The organism is Bradyrhizobium sp. SZCCHNS3016 (genome assembly GCF_032484535.1).
In the GTDB taxonomy this organism is placed as follows: Bacteria; Pseudomonadota; Alphaproteobacteria; order Rhizobiales; family Xanthobacteraceae; genus Bradyrhizobium.
In genome coordinates, this window is sequence record NZ_JAUETE010000018.1 from 93491 (window position 1) to 114979 (window position 21489).

The following is a 21489-nucleotide window of genomic DNA, read 5'->3' on the forward strand; positions in this document are numbered from 1 at the left end:
GCCGCCCAAAACGCGATCAAGCGCGGGCTACGTCCTTAGCGAGGTCTTCATTCAACACGCCTAGACTGAGTTGTCATCCAGCGTACCCGTGCATCGAAGATCGCAATGAACTGGTTTTCAAGCCTTCGGATCTCCATCGCTCTCATCCTGATCGCCGGCGGGCTCCCGCCCGGGCCTGCGCGCGCCGACGAGCTCGGCGTCACCAACGACTCCATCATGTTCGGCCAGGTGGCGGCGCTGGAAGGCCCGTCGGCCGCGCTGGGCCAGGCGGCGCGCCAGGGACTGCTGGCGGCCTTCAACGAGCTCAACGCCAAGGGCGGCGTCTACGGACGCAGGCTCAAGCTGGCGAGCCGCAACGACGGCTACGATCCCGATCGTTCGGTGGTCGAGACCATCAAGCTGATCTACGAGGATAAGGTGTTCGCGCTGATCGGCGCCGTCGGCACGCCGACCGCGATGGCCACCGCTCCGATCGCGGCGTCGAACGACGTCCCCTTCATCGGGCCGATCTCGGGCGCCGAATTCCTGCGGGCGCCCGAATTCCAGAACATCGTGAACATCCGCGCGAGCTACGCGGCCGAGGCGGAAGCCTCGATCAAGTACCTCACCGAAGAGCTTCACCTGACCCGGATCGCGATCTTCTATCAGGATGACGCGTTCGGCCGCGACGTGCTGGCCGGCGTGAAGACACATCTCGATCGCCGCGGCCTCGAGCTCGCGGCCGAAGGCACGTTCGAGCGCAACACGCGCGCGGTCGGCGCGGCGCTCAAGGTCATCCGGCGCGCGGAGCCGGAAGCGGTGATCCTGGTCGGCACCTACGGCCCGTGCGCCGAGTTCATCAAGATGGCGCATCGCAGCGGCTTCAACCCGACCTTCACGGCGGTCTCCTTCGTCGGCGGCAACGCGCTCGCCAAGGAGCTCGGCCCGGAAGGCCGCGGCGTCATCGTCTCCGAGGTGGTGCCGTTTCCGTGGGACACCGACCTCCGCATCGTCGCCGACTATCAGGCCGCGATGAAGACGCTCGATCCGAGCCAGACGCCGGATTTCATCGGCCTCGAGGGCTACATCACCGGCCGCCTGGTGGCCCGCGCCCTGGCGATGACCGGGCCTAACCCGACCCGCGCCGAGCTGCTGCGCATCATCAACGAGGTCGGCCAGTTCGACATCGGCGGGCTGGTGGTCAGCTTCGGCAACGCGCGCAAGGAGAATCCACCGCCGGTGTCGCTGACGGTGATCCAGAGCGACGGCAGCTTCAAGCCGATCTGATCCGCGTTGCGCGCCGGCCGAACTGATCAGCCCGCGGGCTTCTTCGGCTTCGGCGGGCCTTCGACCGGCGGCAGCGATTTCAGATACACCGCCATCGCCTTGCGATCCTCGGGCGTGAGCTGCGAGGTGTTGCGGATCACCCGCGCCATCGAGCCGCCGGCGCTGTCGCCGTCGGGCAGTTGTCCGGTCTCGAGGAAATAGCTGATGTCGCTCTCGCTCCAGTCCGACAGACCCTTCTGGGTGATGTTCGGCACGAAGCCCTGACCTTCCGGATCAGGCCCACCCGCCAGACGCTGCGCCGAGACGATGCCGCCGAGCGCATTGCGCGGGCTGTGGCATTCGGCGCAATGGCCGAAGGTATTGACCAGATAGGCGCCGCGATTCCACTCCGCCGGGCGCGAGGCGTTGGCGGCAAAGGGCTTGTCGCCGAAGAACAAGAGCTTCCAGACCCCGACGGTGCGGCGGATGTTGAACGGGAATGGCATGTCGTGCGCGCGCGAGGCCCCGGCGACCGGCGGCAGCGTCTTCATGTAGGCGAAGAGATCGCGGACGTCGTCGATCTTCGCGGCCGCGTAGGAGGCATAGGGAAACGCCGGGTAGTAGTGGCTGCCGCCCGGCGACACACCCCTCACCACCGCATTGACGAACTCGGCCTCGCTCCAGCGCCCAATGCCGTCAGTGGGATCGGGCGAGATGTTGGGCGCGTAGAACGTGCCAAACGGCGAGGTCAGCGGCAGCCCGCCGCCGAGCTTCAGTCGATCCGGCTGGTTCGGGACGGCATGGCATGACGCGCAGCCGCCAATGTTGAACATCTCCTGGCCATTGGCGAGATCAGGCGCCCGTGTCGCCGCCGCGAGCACCACGGTCGACGGGCTCGTCAGCCACCAGAATACCACAAGGCCCGCGGCACCGAGCACACAGACAGCAAGCAGAAGGCGTCGCAACATGGTCGCTCCGTCACGGCGGGGAGGATGTCATGGTTTTCGCCGCAAGCTCCAAGGCGTCGGCGGCGATCGATACGACAGGACGCACGGGCGTACAAACAAAACAGGCGCACAAACAAACGGGGCGAACGCGCAGCACGCGTTCGCCCCTCGCATGAGATCACATCAGGTCAGCTGGCCTTGAGCCGGAAGGTCTCGTGGCAACCGCCGCACTCCTTGCCGATCGCCGGCGCGGTCGCCTTCAGGCTGTCGAGATCCTTGATCTTGGCCTTGGCCTCGGTGACCACCTTGGCGAAGCTGTCGATCTTGGTCTTGAAACCGGCCTGGTCTTCCCAGATCTTCGGCGACGGGCTGTAGTCACCCTCGAACTTCGCGCCCTTCACACTGGCGGGATACATCGTCGGCAGCTTCTTGGCCGTCTCGTCGAGCTGCGCCAGAGCGGCATTGACCGCGGCCTGGTCGTACGGCTTCTCGCCCTTCACCATGGCGATGAGAACACCGCCGAGGTTCTTGGCGTTGGCCTTCATCGTGTCCTGGCTATGCTTGACCAGATCCTGCTGTGCCATCACGGCGCCGGCCCCTAGCAGCAAAGCTGCGACAGCCACGACAGTCCGCTTCATCAATTCGCTCCTTTGTTGTCACAATCCCGTCCAGCCCACCTGGACGGGTCGCTCGGTTGGTCAACCCCTCAACCGGCGGATTATTCCGGAATTGAGGCGGATATCGGAGGAGATCCGGAGGGAGAGTACTCAGAGACTATGACGGCGATGCTGCTCCCGGATCGCAATCCAGACGCGCTCCGGGGTCGCCGGCATGTCGATGTGATCGATCTTGTACTCGCGCCAGAGCGCTTCGACGATCGCATTGACCACAGCCGGGCAGGAGCCGATCGCGCCCGCCTCGCCCGCGCCCTTGACACCCATCGGATTGGTCTTGCAGGGCACGTTGTGGGTCTCGAAGGTAAAGGACGGCGCGTCGGCGGCGCGCGGCAGCGCGTAGTCCATGAAGCTGCCGGTGACGAGCTGAGCGTCGGAGTTGCTGTAGACCACCTGCTCCATCAGCGCCTGACCGATGCCCTGCACCGCACCGCCATGCACCTGGCCGGCCAGCAGCAGCGGATTCAGCGTCACGCCGAAATCGTCGACGATGACGTAGTTGACGATTTTGATGATCCCGGTCGCCGGATCGATCTCGACCTCGGCCACATGCGTGCCGTTCGGATAGGTGCCGTCGGCGCTGGCGAAGGTGGCGCTGCCGTTGAGCTTGGCGGGATCTGTGCCCGGACGCTTGGCGAGATCGGCGAAGGAGATCGCACGGTCGGTGCCGGCGACGCGGATCACGCCGTCGGCGATCTCGAGATCGCCGAGGCCGGCCTCGAGCGCTTCGGCGGCGATCTGCTTGAGCTTGTCGCCGAGCTCATGGGTGGCGCGCTGCACGCTGACGCCGCCCGACGGGATCGAGGCCGAGCCGCCGGTGCCGAGGCCGGTCGCGATTTCGGCCGTGTCGCCCTGGTGGATGTGGACGCGCTCCGGCGGCAGGCCGAACTGCTCGGCGACGATCTGGGCATAGGCGGTCTGGTGGCCCTGCCCGCTCGACTGCGTGCCGATCAGGATGGTGACGTCACCATTGGGATCGAGCCGCACATTGGCGGTCTCCTCGCCCATGGTGCCGCAGACCTCGACATAGCTCGCGAGCCCGATGCCGCGGATCAGCCCGTGCTTCTTGGCGGCCTTGGCGCGCTTCGGAAACTCCTTCCACTGCGCGATCTCCATCGCGCGCTTGAGATGCGCGTTGAAGTCGCCGGAATCGTAGACCTTGCCGGTCGCGGTCTTGTAGGGCAGCGCGCGCGGCGGAATGAAGTTCTTGCGCCTGATCGCATCGACGCTCATGTCGAGCTTGCGTGCGCAGGCATCGACCAGGCGCTCGATGACATAAGCCGCCTCGGGGCGGCCCGCGCCGCGATAGGCGTCGACCGGCACGGTATGGGTGAAGATCGTGCGCACCCGGCAGTGGAAGGCCTGGATGTCGTAGAGCCCCGGCAGCATGCCGGCGCCGCCATGCGGAATGTACGGCGCGAAGGTCGAGAGATAGGCGCCCATGTCGCCCATCAGGTCGACGTCCATCGCGAGGAACTTGCCGTCCTCGGCGAGCGCCATCTTCGCGGTGGTGACGTTGTCGCGGCCCTGCGCGTCGCCCATGAAATGCTCCGAGCGATCGGCGGCCCAGCGCACCGACTTGCGCAGCCGCTGCGCGGCGACCGCGAGCAGCGCGTATTCCCGGTAGGGAAACAGCTTGGTGCCGAAGCCGCCGCCGACGTCGGGGCAGATCACCCGCATCTTCTCGGTCGGGATCTTCAGCACGTTCTGGCAGAGGATGTCGCGCAGGCGGTGGCTGCCCTGGCTGCCCGCCGTCAGCGTCAGATGGTCGCGCTTGGTGTCGTATTCGCAGACCGCGGCGCGCGTCTCCATGAAGCTCGCCACCACGCGCGGATTGACGATGCGGATCTCGGCGACCGCATGCGCTTTCGCAAAGGCGGCCTCGACCGCGGCCTTGTCGCCGATCGCAACGTCGAACAGCACGTTGCCCTTGTGCTCGGCCCACACCTGCGGCGCATCCGGCTTGATCGCATTCACGACGCCGGTGACTGCCGGCAAGGTCGTCCATTCGACCTTGATCGCCTCCAGCGCGTCGCGCGCGTGATCGAGCGTGTCGGCAACGACGAAGGCGATGGCATCGCCGACATGGCGCACCTCGTCCTTGGCAAGGATCGGATAAGGCGGCGCGGTGAACGGATCGGTCTCGAGGTTGAACAGGCAGGGCAAACCGCCGAGCTCCGCCGTGTCGTCGGCGGTCAGGATCAGCGCCACGCCCGGCAACAGCCGCGCCTGGGTGACGTCGATGGTGAACTTGGCATGCGCCTGCGGCGAGCGCAGCACCAGGGCATGCAGGGCGGCCGATGGCGCGAGATCGTCGGTGTAGCGGCCCTTGCCGCGAATCAGCGCGTCATCCTCTTTCCGGAGAACGCCTTGTCCGACGCCGAACTTGATAGGAGCTGCCATCTGGTTTCACTTCCCGCTTGCATTGTCGCAACTATTGGACGGCATATTGCAGCGGAACGAAGACTCGCGCAAACGCCATATGGCCACCCCCGGACCCACGCGCGGTCAACTCTCGGCAGGCATGCCAGCAGCTCGATGCTGCAGCGCAAACCTCAGCGCCGCACGAGGGCCTTGAGCCAGCGCGGGCCGAACAGAACGAGAATGGCGCCCGCATAAATGACGGCGCCGACGATGATCAGCAGACCGAGAACGGCTTCATCCTGCATGCGGCCGAGCGATGCGAGATGGGTCGATGCCACCAAGGCCGTCGCCCACAACGTTGCCGCGAGCACCGCGCCAGTTCCGGCAAATTTCAGCAGCGACATGGTGAGCCGCCGATCGAACCGCAGATAGCCCTTGTGCACGGCGAAGCCGAGCACGAGCAGCAGGTTGATCCAGGCGCCGACGGCCGTCGCCAGCGCGAGGCCGACCTGGGCGAGCGAGCCCATCAGCAGCACCTTGAGCACGACGTTGGCGGTCAGCCCTGTGAGCGAAGCCTTCACCGGTGTGGCGGTGTCCTTGCGCGCATAGAAGGTCGAGACCGCGCTGCGAATCATCACGAACGGAATGAGCCCCACGGCATAGGCCGCGAGCGTCGCCCCCGCCGCCGCGGCATCGCCCTTGGTGAAGGCGCCGCGGGCGAACATCGCGCGCGTGATGACGTCGGGCACGGCAAGGAACGCGGCGACGAACGGCACCGAGAACAGCAGCGTGAACTCGAAGGCGCGGCGCTGCTGCTCCATGGCGCCCTCTTGGTCATTCGCCGTCAGCCGCCGCGACATCTCCGGCAGCAGCACCGTGCCGATGGCGATGCCGATGACGCCGATCGGCAGCTGGTTGAGACGATCGGCGTAATACAGCGCCGAGATCGCGCCTGCCGGCAGGAACGTCGCGATGATCGTGTCGGCGAACATCGCGACCTGCGTGCCCATCGAGCCGAGCGTGGCGGGCCCCAGCGCCTTGAAGAAGGCGCGGATGTCGTCGTCGAGCTTGAGCGGCGCGAAGCGCGGCAGCCCGCCATGGCGGGCGAGATCGCCGGCGAGCAGGAAGTATTGCAGGAAGCCAGAGATCAGCACGCCCCAGGCGGCGGCATGACCGACGCCGGGAAAGAACGCCGCCAGCGCCAGGGTCGCCATCATCGCGAGATTGAGGAAGATCGACGCCGCCGCAGCGCTGGCGAAGCGCTGCATCACGTTGAGCATGCCGCCATACAGCGTCACCAGCGTGATCAGCAGCAGATAGGGAAAGGTGATCCGTGTCAGCGTGATCGCCAGGTCCCGCTGCGCCGGATCGTCGGTGAAGCCGGGCGCCAGGATCATCATCGCCTGCGGCATGAACACCCAGGCGAGGATCAAGAGCACGATCTGCGAGGCCAGCAGCAGCGTGAAGATCCGGTCGGCAAACAGGCTCGCCGAGGCCGGCCCCTTCTCGCCATGGACATGCGCATAGGCCGGCACAAAGGCGGCGTTGAACGCGCCCTCGGCAAAGATCGCCCGGAAGTGGTTGGGCAGCCGAAACGCAATGAAAAACGCATCCGCCACCGGCCCAGCGCCAAGAATCGCCGCCAGCATGATGTCGCGGGCAAAGCCGGTGAGCCGAGACAGCAGCGTATAGCCGCCGACAGTGAAGATACGTCCGAGCATGGGGGCTTCTAGAGCATTGGGGGGCGGGTTTGAAGCGGAGAACGCGGGCGATGCCTGCTTGGGGCTAAAATGTGGCGACAGGCTCGCTGTCACCTCGCCCTGCTTGCGGGGAGAGGTCGGATGGCATCGAAGATGACATCGGGGTGAGGGGGACTCTCGACGGGCGCGGTCTGCGAAGCAGCCCTCACCCTATCCCCTCCAGCCGTTCCGAGTGGTATTCACAGAGATGAACGACACGGCCAACGTCCTCGGTGCCGGCTGAGAGAGCACCATGCCCCACGTCAGAACCAAAGCCCCCAACGGCGACGGCATCGTGATCGTGCCGGAGGCCGACTACGACCGGATGATCGAGGAGCTCGAAGACCTCCGCGACAGCCTGATGGCCCGGCGCACGCTCCGCGAGATCGAGAGCGGCCAGAAGCCCGGCACTGCCGCAACATTGAAGAAGATCGCCAAGGCGCTGCGGATCACAGTCGATGATTTGATCTAGGTCATGTACTCATAAATGGATTCCGTTAGCTGGCGAACGGTGATTCACTCCCCTTGGACATGGCGCGGTTTGACCTGAGCGATCGAGAATGGTCTTTGATCAAGCCCTTGCTGCCGAATAAGCCATGCGGTGGCGGTCGGGTCGACGACCGGCGGGTTCTCAACGGCATCTTCTATGTGCTGCGGACAGGCTCGCCCTGGCGAGATCTTCCGGAACGCTATGGTCCTTACACGACGGTCTATAACCGCTTTAGCCGCTAGGCCAAGGCAGGCGTTTGGGTCCAGATTTTCGAGGTGCTGGCAGCTCGCTCGCCGCAGTCGATGGCGCTGATCGACAGTTCCATCGTCCGCGCCCATCAGCACGCCGCTGGGGGTAAAAAGGGGGCAAGGATCACGCCATTGGCCGCTCTCGTGGAGGACTGAGCACCAAGATCAATGCAGTCGTCGACGAGAACGGATTGCTGGTCCGGCTGACGCTAACCTCGGGGCAGGCCCACGATCTGCGTGCCGCGCCATTTCTGCTCCAAGGGCTAAAATGTCGTGATGTCGTGGCCGACCGCGGTTACGACGCCGACGCCCTCCTGCACATGATCAGAGCTGGCGGAGCTAGGGCTTATATTCCTTCCACCAGCCAGCGAGTAGTCCAACGTTCCGTCAGCCGACGCATCTATGGCCAGCGCAATCTCGTTGAGCGGTTCTTCTGCAAGCTTAAGCATTTCAGGCGCATCGCTACCCGCTTCGATAAGCTCGCGCGCAACTTCCTCGCCGCGGTAGCTCTTGCCTCAGCACGCCTCTGGACAAGAGTTTATGAGTCCACGCCCTAGCCCGTAGGGCGGGATTAGCGCAGCGTAATCCGCCGCGCCCAGCGCAAAACTTCCAACGACATTGCATGTTCGTCCAGATCGTCTGGCGAGAGTATATGGACGTTGCCCATGCAAGCATTTGGCGAGCGAAATCGAGCCCAGCATGACGGCGGATTACGCTCCGCTAATTCGTGACGCAGTCGTACTGATACTACTGAGTACCGCCCCACGCTCGCGAAAGCATCGGGGACGGAGTTTAAAGCGGCGAACGCGCAGAAATTCCGCTCAGGGCCGAAGTGCGGCGGTTCGAGTTGCACTCTTGTGTCTTCGAAATCTGCCAGGATGTGCGAACGGGCGGTTCTGACCAACCGCCCGTCGCTGGATCTGAGCCCGATTGTGCTCAAAGGCCCTTTTGGAGCCTGTCGGGGAGCGTGGGACAGGTCCGGTGTCTTCCTTCAACCCGAACAGTTGCACGGGCTTCGAGTCCTCACCTTGCAAGGAAGGGAGCCGGATGATGGCACAGAATGATCTCGTTGTCGCGGTATCGATGTCGCCAAGGATAAGGTCGATGCTGGTACCCGAGCGCTTGGGTCCAAGCAGATGTTCGAAAGGACGGATGAAGGCCGGCGCGACTTCGTGGCGTGGCTGCGCCGGAACAAGATCGGCAAAGTCGTGATGGAGGCCAGCGGCGGCTATGGGAGTGGGCCAAGCTGGCGCGGGGCCGCCAAAGTCGACGTTCGTATCGTCGACCCAAAGCGGGTGCGGAGCTTCGCTCGATCGGCCGGGCGCCTGGCCAAGAACGACAGCATCGATGCGGACACGATCGCCTGGTTCGCCGAGACCTTCAATGAAGCTGCGGGTCAGGCCTACGATGCGGCCCGAGAGAAGCTTCAGCAGATGGTCAATGCGCGCCAGGCAACGAAGGACATACTGGTTGGACTGACGAACCAGGGCGAGCATGAATTGCCTGTGGAAGTGCAGCGTCTGCACACGCGATTAGCCAAGGTGATCAGCACCGAGTTGAGCAAGCTCGAGGCCGAGATATCCGCCGACAACACTGGCCTCCCGAAGCTGAGGTCAAGTTTACGCTGCTGCGGATAGCGCGGCGCGGACGACGGTGGCTCCTCCACTGGTGTGGAGGGCGGGACGCAACGCACAGCTCCGGCACAACGCGCCGCGAGACCGTGACCGCGCGTCTGAGATTGGGCGTCCTGTGATGCGCCTGATGGGATGAGTGACCGATCGATGCAGCGCCCGTTGCTGGCATTCGCCGTCTCCCCCCTCCCCACCGCATTAACCAGCTGCTAACCATGTCGCGGGCAAGATCTGCCGCGCCGCGCTACGCAGCTGCGGCCGCTCGAATCGTCGCCGTCTTTGGCCGCACGGAGAAACAGCCTTGAGCACCGTAGGTTCGCGCGCCTTCCAGAAAGCCCGACAGGAGAAAAAGCAGAAGAAGCTCGCCGAGACGCTGGCACTGGCGTACAGGGCCTTCCAGGCCGGACGCCAGGCGGAGGCGCAGGCGCTGTGTGCGAAGCTACTGCAAGAGCTTCCGGACTATTTCGACGCCATACATCTGCTCGGCGTCTCACTGGTATCCTCGTCCCGATTCGCCGAAGCGACCGTGTTCCTAACCCAGGCCGTCGCGCTTGAGCCCAACTCGGCGGATGCGCACTCCAATCTCGGCTGGGCGCTGGTCAATTGCGAACGCTATGAAGAAGCGCGCGCCGCGCTGGAGCGATCGCTGGCGCTGAGGCCGAATGCGCCGATCACCCTGCGCAATCTCGCGATCGCCCTGCTGCGTCTGGGGCAGGGCGAGGCGTCGCTCGCCGCCGCGGCGCGTGCCCTCGCGCTCAAGCCGGACGACGTCGACGCCTGGTGCAATCGCAGCGTCGCTGAGCTGATGCTGCGGCGCTGGGACGCCGCCGCCGCCAGCGCCGAGTGCGCGCTGACGTTCAACCCCAGCCATTTCGAAGCCACCGTCAATAGAGGGCTCGCCCATCTCGAGCTGCATCATTTCGAGCTGGCGGAAGCGAGCTTCAATGCAGCGCTTGCCGCTCGACCCGCCCATGCCGAGTTGCTAGCGCATCGCGGCCGACTATACATGATCTCCGGGCGCACGGCCGAGGCCGAAGCCGACTTCGATCGCGCGATCTCGCTCGATCCGGACCTGCAGGTAGGCTGGCAGGGTAAGGCGCAGATCTGGCTGCTCAACGGCAACGTCGCCCAGGCGATGGCGGCCTGCAAGCGTGTGCTCGACACAAATCAGACAGCCCAGGCCGCGCTGACCCTACTCGGCGCCTGCCATGGACGGCTCGGGGACGTCACGAGTGCGATCGCACTGTTCGATCAGGCGCTGGCGGTGCAACCGGACTACGAAGAGGCGATCACAAAGAAGATCTTTTATCTCGATTTCCTGCCCGGCGCCGATTTCGCCGCGCATCAGGCCGCGCGCCGCTATTGGTGGGACATGGTGGGGTCCAGGCTGCCGCGTCGTCAGCTTGCGGCCCGCTCGCTTGACCCCGACCGACGTCTCGTCATCGGCTACGTCTCAGGCGACTTCCGCACCCATTCGGCCGCCTTCGCCTTCTTTCCGGTGCTGCGCGCCCACGAAAAGACGCAGGTCCAAATCAACTGCTATTCCACCTCGCGGTCGCGCGACCACCTGACCGATGCGTTCCAAGACATCGCCGACGTCTGGGTCGATGCCGCCACCCTGTCCGACGACGAGTTCGCCGATCGCATCCAGGCCGATGACGTTGACATCCTGGTCGATCTCTCCGGCTATACGTTGGGCAACCGGCTGACGGTGTTTGCGCGCAAGCCGGCGCCGATCCAGGCCACCGGCTGGGGCAACGGAACCGGGACGGGCATGCAGACGATGGACGTGCTGTTCGCCGATCCGGTCACAATCCCTCCCGAGGTCCGCCCCCTTTTCGCCGAGCGCATCTACGACCTGCCCTCGCTCAACACGACCGATCCGATCACCGACATTCCGCTGTCGCCGGCGCCGCTGCTGCAAAACGGCCACGTGACGTTCGGCGTATTCAACCGCATCGACAAGATCTCCGACGCCGCGATCACACTGTGGTCGCGACTGCTGCGCGAGATCGAAGGCGCGAAGATGGTGGTAAAGCATCTGGCTCTCGACGATGCGCTGGTGCGCAACGGTCTAATGGCTCGGTTCGCGGCCCAGGGCATGCCGGAGGAGCGCGTAGTCTGCATGGGCGCGAGCGACCGGCGCAGCCACCTCGGCGCCTTTTCCGGGATCGACATCTCGCTCGATCCGTTTCCGCAGAACGGCGGCGCGAGCACCTGGGAGTCACTCTACATGGGCGTCCCGGTGGTCGCCAAGCTTGGCACCAGCGCCTCATCGCGGCTCGCCGCCGGCATCATCCATGCCGTCGGCCTCGACGACTGGATCGCCGCAGATGACAACGACTACGTCCGCATTGCCAAGACCTACGCAGCCCAGCCGGAGCGGATGGCCAGACTGCGTGCCGAGCTGCCAAATCGGATCGCGCGCTCGCCGGCCGGTAACGTCGCTAACTATACACGGTGCGTCGAGGCCGCGTATCGGCAGCTCTGGCGGGACTATTGCGCGAGGTCCGGCGGATGACGCTCACGGCCTCCCAAAGGACGGACGCACATCGAGCTGCGCCTGTGAGGCACACAATCTGTGCAATGACGAGCGGTATAACTACTTACCATGCCGGTTTGACACTGCCGAGCGCGGTGATGCCGCGGTCCTGCTATTTGCACGTGCGGCCCGCCGCAATCTAGCAGTCCGCTGGAATACCCGCATGAGGCCGACGGTTTGACTTTGAAGTCTGAGCCGACGGGGGCGTTGCGAGGATCGCAAGACCGTCCGCCCGCGAGGGAGCGAGGGACGGTGTTACGCGGCGATCAGCTTGGGTATCCGAACGAGGTTATAGCCGATCAGGTTGAGCAGGAAGTCGCTGAGGACGCGTTCGCGACCACGGTGCTTGGTCTTGCGCATGGTTCCGTGCTGCTTGCCCCATCCGAAGATGCATTCGACCATGGCCCGGCATGTCTGAGACATGCCGTAACCAGCGTGCCGGGTGGTGCGGTCGTCGATGGCACTCTGGCGCCCGTTGGGATTGCCACTGTTGTATTGGGCGACGTGCGGCGTGACATTCATCTTCCGCAGCTTGGCGACGTGCTCGGCGGTGTCATAGGCCTTGTCCTCGCCCACGGTGATGCGGCGGCCATCCTTGTTGGCTTTGGATTTGAGCATGGCTTCCGACGCGGAGCGTTCGGCGGTTCCGTTGGCATGGGTGACACGCCCATCGACCGCCAGGCCGTTCCGGTTCTCCATGGTGACGTGGCCCATGTAGCAGAGTCGGGCTTCCTTGCCCTGCGCCTTCCGATACAGTCGGCTGTCGGGGTCGGTCACGCTGGCATGGGTGTCGTTCTTGCGCTTCTGGCCGTGGAAGTTCGCACCATCGTCGCCGTCGTCCGAGTCATCCTTCGGCCGGAAACTCTTATGCGAGGCCCAGGCCTCGATCAGCGTGCCGTCCACCGAGAAGTGCTCGCTCGACAACAGCGGCTTCACCTCGGGATGGTTCAGCAGCTTCGCCATGAACTTGGCGAACACCTCGCCGTTTTCCAGCCGGGTACGGTTCTTCGTGAATGTCGTCGGGTCCCACACCCGATCGTCCGGCGCCAACCCCACGAACCAGCGGTAGAGCAGATTGTAATCCAACTGCTCCATGAGCTGACGCTCAGAGCGGATGCCGTAGAAAACTTGCAGCAGCAGAGCGCTGAGCAATTGCTCGGGCGGGATCGAGGGGCGGCCTTCCTTCGAGTAGAGCGCGCCCAATGCACGGTTCAGGTCGCGAAGAACGTCTCGCACCAGCTCCCGGATCTTGCGCAGCGGATGATCCTTTGGAACACGCGCCTCCGGCGAAATGTACGAAAACAGCCCGCCCTGATCCTCGAACTTGCCCCGCATCCGCCCCCTCCGAGACTCGCCAAGATCAGTGAATCACGAAAATCCGGCAAAAACGATAGTTTTTCAGCGGACTGCTAGTACCCACTTTCCCTGGCACGTTAGTCATGATTCAACATCGGCATGGTACCCGAAGCAAGAGAAGATAGACCGCCCATTCACGCCCCATAGGGACAGGATTGTCGTTTCGGACCATCAGCGGGGCAGATCAGCTGCCTGCGAGCCCGCAAGCTAGCGAAGACCTCAGCCCGCCACAGCGCCGCGGACGGCGTCGATGATGCGAACCTGCGTCGGCTCGTCGAGATAGGCGTGCATCGGCAGGCTGATGACGTCGGCGGAGAGCTGCTCGCTGACCGGCAGGCCGCCATCGACGCTCGGGAAGATGCGATAGGCGGCCTGCTGATGCATCGATTTCGGATAGTAGATCGCGGTCGGAATGCCCTGCGCCTTCAGCGCGGCGGCGAAGGTGTCGCGGTCGACGCCCTTGGGCAGGCGGATGGTGTATTGCGCCCAGACCGAGGTGCAGCCCTCGACGAGACGCGGCACCTTCACAACATCGGCCAGCGCGGCCGTGTAGCGCTCGGCCACCTTGTTGCGCGCGACGATCTCGTCCTCGAAGATCCTGAGCTTCTCGATCAGGACCGCGGCCTGGATGGTGTCGAGCCGCGCGGTGAGGCCGAGGCGAACGTTGTCGTATTTGTCGCTGCCGCCGCCATGGGCGCGCACGCTGCGCAGGCGCTCCAACAGGCCGGCATCGTCGGTGAGGATGGCGCCGCCGTCGCCGAAGCAGCCGAGCGGCTTGGCCGGATAGAAGCTGGTGGCGGTCGCCAGCCCGAAGGTGCCGATGCGGCGGCCCTTGTAGCTGGCGCCAAAGCCCTGCGCGGCGTCGTCGAGCACGAACAGGCCTTCGTCCCCAGCGATCGCGGCGACCGCATCGTGGTCCGCGCTCTGTCCGAACAGATCGACCGGGATCACGGCCTTCGGCTTGAGACCGAGCCGCTTGGCGGTTGCGATGCCGCGGTGGAGCGAGGCCGGATCGATGTTGAAGGTGTCCTCCAGCACGTCGACGAACACCGGCGTGGCGCCGGTCAGCGCCACGGCTTCGCCGGTCGCGCAGAAGGTGAAAGACGGGCACAGCACGGCATCGCCCGGGCCGATGCCCTGGGCCATCAGCACCATCAGCAGCGCGTCGGTGCCGCTGGAGCAGCTCACCGCGTATTTGGCGCCGCAGAATTCAGCCAGCTCCTTCTCGAGCTGGATGATTTCGGGGCCGCCGAGAAACTGGCAATGCGCGAGCACGCGGGCGACGGCGTCGTCGAGCGACTTGCCGAGCCGCTGGCGCTGCGCGGCGGTGTCGATGAACGGAATGGGCTGATGACGCAGGTGCTGGTTCATGAGCTCTGACAAAGGTTCGGATCGAGACGATGGGGTGAAGCGGAGGCGTGGCCGGCTAGCCGGCCACGGCGCGACGCTTGGTAGCAGCCGCCTCGGCGGGACGATGGCTCGAGGTCTCCAGGCACTGCGTGGCGATCGCCAGACTCGCGACGCCCTCGTCGCCGGTGACAGCCGGCGAGGTGCCGGAGCGGACCGCATGCAGGAAGGCGATCAGCTCGGCGCGCAGCGGCTCGTCATGGCCGACCGGGAGATGGCGCATCGAGTAGCTACCATCCGGCTTGAAGCCGAAGCACTCGGTGACCTGGCGCGTCAGCAGATCGCCCATGATGTACTTGCCGCGCGTCGCCACGGTGACGTTGCGCGCCTTGAACGGCGTCAGCCAGTTGGTGTTGATGTGGGCGAGCACGCCGGAGGCGGTGCGGAACTGCAGGAGCGCGATGTCCTCGCGCTCCGCCACCGCACTCGACAATTGCGGCTGCACCTCGATGATGTCGGATTCGGTGAACCAGCGGATCAGGTCGATGTCGTGCACGGCGAGATCGATGACGACGCCGACGTTGGACATGCGCGGCGGGAACGGGCCGACGCGGGTGATCGCGATCGACAGGAGGTCCTCGCCGGCGATCGCCTTCTTGATCGCGGCCACCGCCGGATTGAAGCGCTCGACATGACCGATCATCAGGGTGACGCCGGCGCGATGCGCGGCCGAGACGATCTCCCTGCCCTCCTCCACCGTCGAGGCGATCGGCTTCTCGACCAGCAGATGCACCTTGCGGGCGATGCAGGCGAGCGCGAGCTCATGATGCAGGTGGGTCGGGGCGGCGACGGTCACCGCATCGACGCCCTCGGCGACGAGTTCATCGAGCGTCTCGAAGGTCGGGCAGTTCGCAAGCTCGGTGACGCGGTTGCGATGCGCCGGCAGCGGATCGACCACGCCGACCAAGTGCACATCAGGCAGTCCGGCGAGCACGCGGGCATGGTTGCTGCCCATCACGCCGGCTCCGATGACGCCGACTCGCAGCGCCTGCCTCAGCTCGGCCTTGTGGCCCGCCCCCTTGGAACTCATGTCATCGACCCCATCAATGTCCCCGGATTGCGACGTCACGGATTGGCCATGACGGTTAACGAACTGCAAATCACCGGTCGAAGCTCTCCTAGCATGCCGGTTGAAGCGAGGCGAATGCGGAAACCTTTTTCAGGACACGATTTGATTCAGAAAGTTACATCGGGCGTGGACGAAAACCGCTGTCTTTTGAACGGCGTGCGCGATGCCCTTCACGTGTGGCAAGTGCCCTGTTCACGCGTCCCGACATGCCGCGGACACAACGGTTGCAGCGGCTTCACGCCTGCGTGTTGGCCGCGGCCGGAGGTAACGCGGTGCATCCCGCCAGCGAAGGAGATCACGTCACTTCGCGGGAGAACACCCATGACCCTCAGCCTCGCCTCGCTCCGCTACGCCTCATCCTTCGCCGTGCTGCTCGCCTCGCTTGCCCCGTGGTCGCCGTCGGTGGCCGCCGTGGATCGGCCTGTCGTCATCGAGCTCTTCACCTCGCAGGGCTGCTCCTCCTGCCCGCCTGCAAATGCCTATCTGAACGAGCTGGTGCGGCAGCGCCGCGACGTGCTGCCGCTGGCCTTTCACGTCACCTATTGGGATCGGCTGGGCTGGAAGGACCCGTTCTCGTTGCCGGCCGCCACCGACCGCCAAGCCCGCTACGGCAGCCGCTTCGGCGACGGCTCCTACACGCCGGAGATCGTCGTCGACGGGGTGACGGGTCATGTCGGCTCCAACAGGGCCGAGGTGGGAGCCGCGATCGATCGCGCCAGGGGCGCGAGCGCGACGGCGGCGCGGCTCAAGCTCGCGCGCAATGGCGACAGGCTCACGGTCGAGGTCGGCGGCGGTGAAGGACGCGGACGCCTCTTCCTGGTCGGCTTCGACCATCGGCACGAAACGGCGATCCGCCGCGGCGAGAATGGCGGCCGCACGCTGGAGGAGCTCAACGTGGTGCGCTCGGTGCGTCCGCTCGGGGATTGGAGCGGCACCGCGCTGCGCCTCACCGAACCCATGCCGGAGGGCGAGGATGCCGCCGTGATTCTCGAAGCGGCGGACGGGCGCATCGTCGGCGCGGCGCGCTGGTAGTTGCGGAACGGTCAGGCGGAGGTGCAGCACCGCCGCCAGAACTGACGGTACCCCTCCTCGACCTTGCGCGTGTAGGTCTCGACATTGCCGGCGGCGGAGCTCAGGATCATCTGTGGGAGCTCCGCACGCAGCTTCGCCAGGCCCTCCGGATCGCCGGCATGACGGCGTGCGATGGCGAGGTAGCCTTCATCGTCCTCGGCTGCCCAGTCGCCGAGGCCGACCGCGGTCACGACCGCACCGCCGGCGCGCGCCGACGGCGTCGACCCGAGCTTGGTGATGACGGGCACGCCCATGTGCAGCGACTCCCAGGTGCTGGCACCGCCGTTCTGCGGGAACGGGTCCAGCGACATGTCGATCGCAGCGAATTCCGCCAGATGCTCGTTGCGCGCGCTGGAGCCGAGACAACGGACGCGCTCCGCGGCGATGCCATGGCTGACGAAGCGGCCGATCAAGGTGTCCCGCAGATAGGCGTCATCGAGTGCACCGTTCTTGATGATGATCCTCGCGCTCGGCATCTCCTGCAACAGCCTCGACCACACGGCCAGCGCGGCGTCGGAGATCTTGTCGATGCGGTTGAAGACGCCAAAGGTCACGTAACCGTTCCGCAGCATCGGCAGCGGCGTCTGGGCGACGCCGACGATCGCGTCCATCGTCACCATGCACGGCAGATCGTAGATCTGCTCGGCGAAGAGGTGCCGGACCGCCGGCGGAATCGAGACAGGGTCGGCCAGCACGTAGTCCATCGTTGGCAGTCCAGTGCCGGTCGGATGCCCCCAGGCGCTCGCCTGGATCGGAGCCGGGCGCCGCGCAAAAACCGCAAGACGATTGCCGGCCGAGTGGCCGGAGAGATCGACCAGAATATCGACATTGTCGGCCTCGATCCGGTCGGCCAGCTCGTCGTCCGCCAGCTGGCAGGCATCGACCCAGCCGTCGGCGAAGGACATGAACTGCTCCGTCACGCCATCGCGCAGCGGCGAGCTGGAATAGCAGATGACCCGAAAGGCCTTGTGGTCATGCAGGCGGAGCACCGGCATGAACGAGAGCGCCGCCGAATGGTTCCGGAAGTCTGACGACACGTAACCGACGATGATCAGCCGCTCGGGATCGAGGTTGCGGTCCTTGAGATGACGGCGGGGCAGCGCGGCGCCGATCCGGTCCCACCATTCGCGTCGGGCCGCCTGCTGCATGGCGAAGTCAGCCTCGGCAATGAAATCGAGCGCGAAGATCTTCTTGAGGATAGCGTCCTCGAATGTCGGATTGATCTCGAGCGCGCGGTCGAAATGCTGCATGGCGGCCGCCGTATCGCCCTGCTTGGCGAAACAGGCACCAAGCCAGACCAGCGCGGTCTCCGAGGCCGGATTGTGCTCCAATACGCGCTTGCACGCGGCCATAGCCGGGGCGATCTGCTCGGTGAGCACGCCGACATGGGCCTTGCCGATCAGCGCCGCCTCGAGCATCGGATCAGTAGCCAGCGCCGCATCGAAGTCCGCCTCGGCTTCCTTGAAGCGACCCATCTGGATGAAAACGCGGCCCCGCCGCGCGATGACAGCCGGCATGCCCGGCTTCATGGCCAGCGCGGCATTGAAGGCCGCGAGCGCCTGCTCGAGATGGCGCAGATTGACGCTGACGAGCCCCTTGCCGAAGGTGGCCTGCATGTGGCGCGGGGCCAGCGCCAGGGCGCGATCGAAACTCTGCCGGGCCTCTTCGTTGCGCTGGAGCAGCAGCTGCGCCATGCCGCGGTTGCAATAGGCGTCGGCAAAGTCCGGCTTCAGCGCGATGGCGCGGTCATGCATCTCGATCGCCGGCGCGAACAGCTGCATGTTCATCAGGGTGTTGCCGAGGCTGGTCAGCGCCGTGGCGAAGCTCGGCTTCAGCGCGATGGCGCGCTCCTGCGCCGCACGGGCCTCCTCATAGCGCTTCATGCTGAACAGGACGAGGCCGAGATTGGCCTGCGCCTCGGCATTGCGCGGCTCAAGCGCGGCGGCCCGGGTCAGCGCCTGCTCGGCGAGATCGAGCCGGCCACTGTCCAGCGCGGAGGCGCCGAGCAGATGCAGCGCCTCGAAATGGTCCGGCACCAGCGCCAGAACCTGGCCGCACACCGCCTGGGCATCGGCATGCCGGCCCGCCCGGTAGGCCTCGACGGCCTTCGGCAGCAGGCTATCGGCCTGCTTGCGATTCTTCTTCTGCAGGCGCGCATTCTGGAACGCGCGCGATCCGATCGTGCTTTGCAACGAAGCTCTCCGGCGGACGACGTCCGGGGCTGTCTAGCACGGCTCGCGTGATTCGAGGCGAGACCCGCCCTACTCGCGGCGGTAATCGTCCTCGATGCGGATGATGTCGTCCTCGCCGAGATAGGACCCGGTCTGGACCTCGATCAGCTCCAGCAGGATCTTGCCCGGGTTCTCCAGCCGGTGCACCGCGCCCATCGGAATGTAGATCGATTCGTTCTCATGCACGGTCTTGACGGTCTCGTTCACGGTGACCCGCGCCGCGCCGCGCACCACGATCCAGTGCTCGGACCGGTGATAGTGCTTCTGCAGCGACAGGCGCTGGCCCGGCTTGACGATGATGCGCTTGACCTGATGACGCTCGCCATTGTCGACCGACTGATAGCTGCCCCAGGGCCGGTGCACCTTGATGTGCGTCTCGGTCACTTCGGGCGCCACGGTCTTGAGCTTGGCGACCAGCCGCTTCAAGCCGTTGGCATCGCGCTGGCGCGACACCAGCACGGCGTCCTGCGCGGCCACGACGACGAGATCGTCGACGCCTTCGAGCGCGACCAGCGCCTTGTCGGTGACCACGTTGCAGTTGCGGGAATCCTCGAACACGGCGGTGCCGCGCGCGGCATTGCCCTGCCCGTCCTTGTCGGACAGTTCCCAGACCGCATGCCAGGAGCCGACGTCAGACCAGCCGCACGACACCGCCACCACGGCGGCACGTTCGGTCTTTTCCATCACGGCATAGTCGATCGAGATCGGCTTGGCCGCCGCGAAGGCATCGGAATCCAGGATGATGAAACCGAGGTCGCGGCCGGCCTTGGAGACAGCGTCGATCACCGTCTGCACGCTGCCCGCATCGAACTTGCGGTATTCATCGAGCAGGACCGACGCGCGGAACATGAAGTTGCCGCTGTTCCAGAGATAGCCCTCGCGGATGTAGCGCTCGGCGGTCGGCTGATCCGGCTTCTCGACGAATTTTGCGACGGCCCGCACTTCCCCGGATACCGATGCACCCGGGCTGATATAGCCATATTCGGTGGCCGCGCGCTCCGGATTGACGCCGAAGGTGACGATGCGGCCGGCCTCGGCGGCAGCGAGCCCCTGCCGGCACGCCGCGAGGAAGGCCGCGGTGTCGCGAACGACGTGATCGGCCGCGAGTGCCAGCACGACAGCGTCCTGATGGCGCGACTGGGCGAAGGCGGCTCCGGCTGCGATGGCCGGGCCTGAATCACGCCGCATCGGCTCCAGCAGGACGTCGGCCTCGATGCCGATCTCGGCCAGTTGCTCCAGCACCATGAAGCGATAGGCCAGGTTGGTGATGATGATCGGCCGTTCGAACAAGTCGGCATCGGATACGCGCAGCAGCGTGTCCTGGAATGTGGAACGGGTGCCGAACAGCGGCAGGAACTGCTTCGGGCGAACCTCCCGCGATGCCGGCCACAGCCGGGTCCCAGCGCCGCCGCACATGATGAGAGGAATGATGCGTCCGGTCATGAATCAACCCGTTAAATTCGGTGATAGTCGCGGTACCATTTCGCAAAACGTCCGATGCCGTCGGCGATCGAGGTCGCCGGCCGGAAGCCGATGTCGCGTTCGAGGTCGCTGACATCAGCATAGGTCGCCTCGACGTCGCCGGGCTGCATCGGCAGCATCTCCCTGATGGCCGGCCGCCCGAACTCCTTCTCTAGTAGTGTTATCACGTCCATCAGCTGTTCGGGATGATTGTTGCCGATATTGTAAATCCGCCATGGCGCCCGGCTGCTCGACGGATCGGGTCTGTCTCCATCCCAATCCGGGTTTCCCTGGGGCGGGCGGCCGATCAGGCGGACGATGGCCTGCACGATGTCGTCGACATAGGTAAAATCACGCCGCATCCGGCCTTGATTGAACAGCCTGACCGGCTGTCCTGCGAGGATGGCCTTGGCAAAGATGAACATCGCCATGTCGGGACGGCCCCAGGGGCCGTAGACGGTGAAGAAGCGCAGCCCGGTGGCCGGCAGGCGGTAGAGATGGCTGTAGGAATGCGCCATCAGCTCGTTGGCCTTCTTGCTTGCCGCATAGAGGCTGATCGGATGATCGACATTGTCCTTGACCGAGAACGGCAGCTTGGTGTTGGCGCCATAGACCGATGAGGACGATGCGAACAGCAGATGCTCGCAGCCATGATGGCGGCAACCCTCGAGGACGTTGATGAAGCCCTCGAGATTGGCATCGACATAGGCGTGCGGATTTTCCAGCGAGTAGCGCACGCCGGCCTGGGCCGCGAGATGCACCACAGCGGGAAAGCGATGCTGGGCAAACAGCGCCTTGATGCCGGCACGGTCGATGAGATCGAGCTTGTGAAAGGTGAAGCCGGGCGCCGCCTTCAGAAGGTCGAGCCGCGCCTCCTTCAGCTTCGGATCGTAATAGGCGTTGATGTTGTCGATGCCGACCACCTGCCGTCCCTCGGCGAGCAGCCGCTGCGACAGGTGAAATCCGATGAAGCCGGCGGCGCCGGTCACGAGGATGGGATGATCTGCCATGGTC

General features: G+C 65.2%; 15 protein-coding genes and 1 pseudogene. 6 read left to right on the forward strand and 10 right to left on the reverse strand.

The window, feature by feature from the left end; genetic code table 11:
• The first annotated feature begins 105 nt into the window (after positions 1-105).
• On the forward strand, positions 106-1266 hold the full coding sequence (locus QW881_RS28250; RefSeq protein ID WP_315758383.1) for an ABC transporter substrate-binding protein: 1161 nt from the start codon (positions 106-108) through the stop codon (positions 1264-1266).
• Positions 1267-1292: 26 nt separating this feature from the next.
• Here the strand turns inward: QW881_RS28250 and QW881_RS28255 are convergent, their stop codons facing one another.
• The 4 genes from QW881_RS28255 to murJ form a co-directional block, all read right to left on the reverse strand.
• Positions 1293-2213 carry a cytochrome c gene (locus QW881_RS28255; protein WP_315758384.1) on the reverse strand — a complete coding sequence of 307 codons (921 nt, stop codon included), beginning with the start codon at positions 2211-2213 and terminating at the stop codon, positions 1293-1295.
• Positions 2214-2380: 167 nt separating this feature from the next.
• A complete protein-coding gene (locus QW881_RS28260) occupies positions 2381-2830 on the reverse strand; it encodes a cytochrome c (protein WP_315758385.1) in 450 nt (149 codons plus the stop codon).
• A gap of 129 nt (positions 2831-2959) precedes the next feature.
• Complete coding sequence (locus QW881_RS28265) at positions 2960-5269, reverse strand: xanthine dehydrogenase family protein molybdopterin-binding subunit (RefSeq protein WP_315758386.1); 2310 nt, start codon at positions 5267-5269, stop codon at positions 2960-2962.
• Between the two features lie 152 nt (positions 5270-5421).
• Entirely contained in the window at positions 5422-6951 is a 1530-nt protein-coding gene (gene murJ, locus QW881_RS28270; protein WP_315758387.1) for a murein biosynthesis integral membrane protein MurJ, read from the reverse strand.
• 271 nt (positions 6952-7222) lie between these two features.
• Here murJ and QW881_RS28275 point away from each other — a divergent pair, with 271 nt between their 5' ends.
• The 4 genes and pseudogenes from QW881_RS28275 (at position 7223) to QW881_RS28290 (ending at position 11859) form a co-directional block, all read left to right on the forward strand.
• On the forward strand, positions 7223-7441 hold the full coding sequence (locus QW881_RS28275; protein ID WP_315758388.1) for a helix-turn-helix transcriptional regulator: 219 nt from the start codon (positions 7223-7225) through the stop codon (positions 7439-7441).
• 59 nt (positions 7442-7500) lie between these two features.
• Positions 7501-8264, forward strand: a pseudogene (locus tag QW881_RS28280) (IS5 family transposase).
• A 579-nt stretch (positions 8265-8843) separates the two neighbouring features.
• Positions 8844-9344, forward strand: a complete 501-nt coding sequence (locus QW881_RS28285; RefSeq protein ID WP_315758389.1) for an IS110 family transposase — start codon at positions 8844-8846, stop codon at positions 9342-9344.
• Positions 9345-9639: 295 nt separating this feature from the next.
• The gene (locus QW881_RS28290) at positions 9640-11859 is read left to right on the forward strand and encodes a tetratricopeptide repeat protein (RefSeq protein WP_315758390.1); all 2220 of its coding nucleotides are present in this window, start codon (positions 9640-9642) and stop codon (positions 11857-11859) included.
• Positions 11860-12135: 276 nt separating this feature from the next.
• Here the strand turns inward: QW881_RS28290 and QW881_RS28295 are convergent, their stop codons facing one another.
• The 3 genes from QW881_RS28295 to QW881_RS28305 form a co-directional block, all read right to left on the reverse strand.
• Positions 12136-13215, reverse strand: coding sequence for an IS5 family transposase (locus tag QW881_RS28295; RefSeq protein ID WP_315758391.1), 1080 nt, complete (start codon positions 13213-13215; stop codon positions 12136-12138).
• 240 nt (positions 13216-13455) lie between these two features.
• Complete coding sequence (locus QW881_RS28300; protein ID WP_316159116.1) at positions 13456-14607, reverse strand: DegT/DnrJ/EryC1/StrS family aminotransferase; 1152 nt, start codon at positions 14605-14607, stop codon at positions 13456-13458.
• Positions 14608-14662: 55 nt separating this feature from the next.
• Entirely contained in the window at positions 14663-15673 is a 1011-nt protein-coding gene (locus QW881_RS28305; protein WP_315773368.1) for a Gfo/Idh/MocA family oxidoreductase, read from the reverse strand.
• A 360-nt stretch (positions 15674-16033) separates the two neighbouring features.
• Here QW881_RS28305 and QW881_RS28310 point away from each other — a divergent pair, with 360 nt between their 5' ends.
• Positions 16034-16744: a DUF1223 domain-containing protein gene (locus QW881_RS28310; protein WP_316159117.1), complete on the forward strand. Its 711-nt coding sequence runs from the start codon at positions 16034-16036 to the stop codon at positions 16742-16744.
• Between the two features lie 11 nt (positions 16745-16755).
• Here the strand turns inward: QW881_RS28310 and QW881_RS28315 are convergent, their stop codons facing one another.
• The 3 genes from QW881_RS28315 to QW881_RS28325 all read right to left on the reverse strand — a co-directional run bounded on the left by QW881_RS28315 (position 16756) and on the right by QW881_RS28325 (position 21485).
• Positions 16756-18975 (reverse strand): tetratricopeptide repeat protein, encoded by a 2220-nt coding sequence (locus QW881_RS28315; protein ID WP_315758395.1) that lies wholly within the window; start codon positions 18973-18975, stop codon positions 16756-16758.
• A gap of 69 nt (positions 18976-19044) precedes the next feature.
• Positions 19045-20457 (reverse strand): mannose-1-phosphate guanylyltransferase/mannose-6-phosphate isomerase, encoded by a 1413-nt coding sequence (locus QW881_RS28320; RefSeq protein WP_315758396.1) that lies wholly within the window; start codon positions 20455-20457, stop codon positions 19045-19047.
• Positions 20458-20468: 11 nt separating this feature from the next.
• Positions 20469-21485 (reverse strand): NAD-dependent epimerase, encoded by a 1017-nt coding sequence (locus QW881_RS28325; protein WP_315758397.1) that lies wholly within the window; start codon positions 21483-21485, stop codon positions 20469-20471.
• Positions 21486-21489 lie beyond the last annotated feature (4 nt).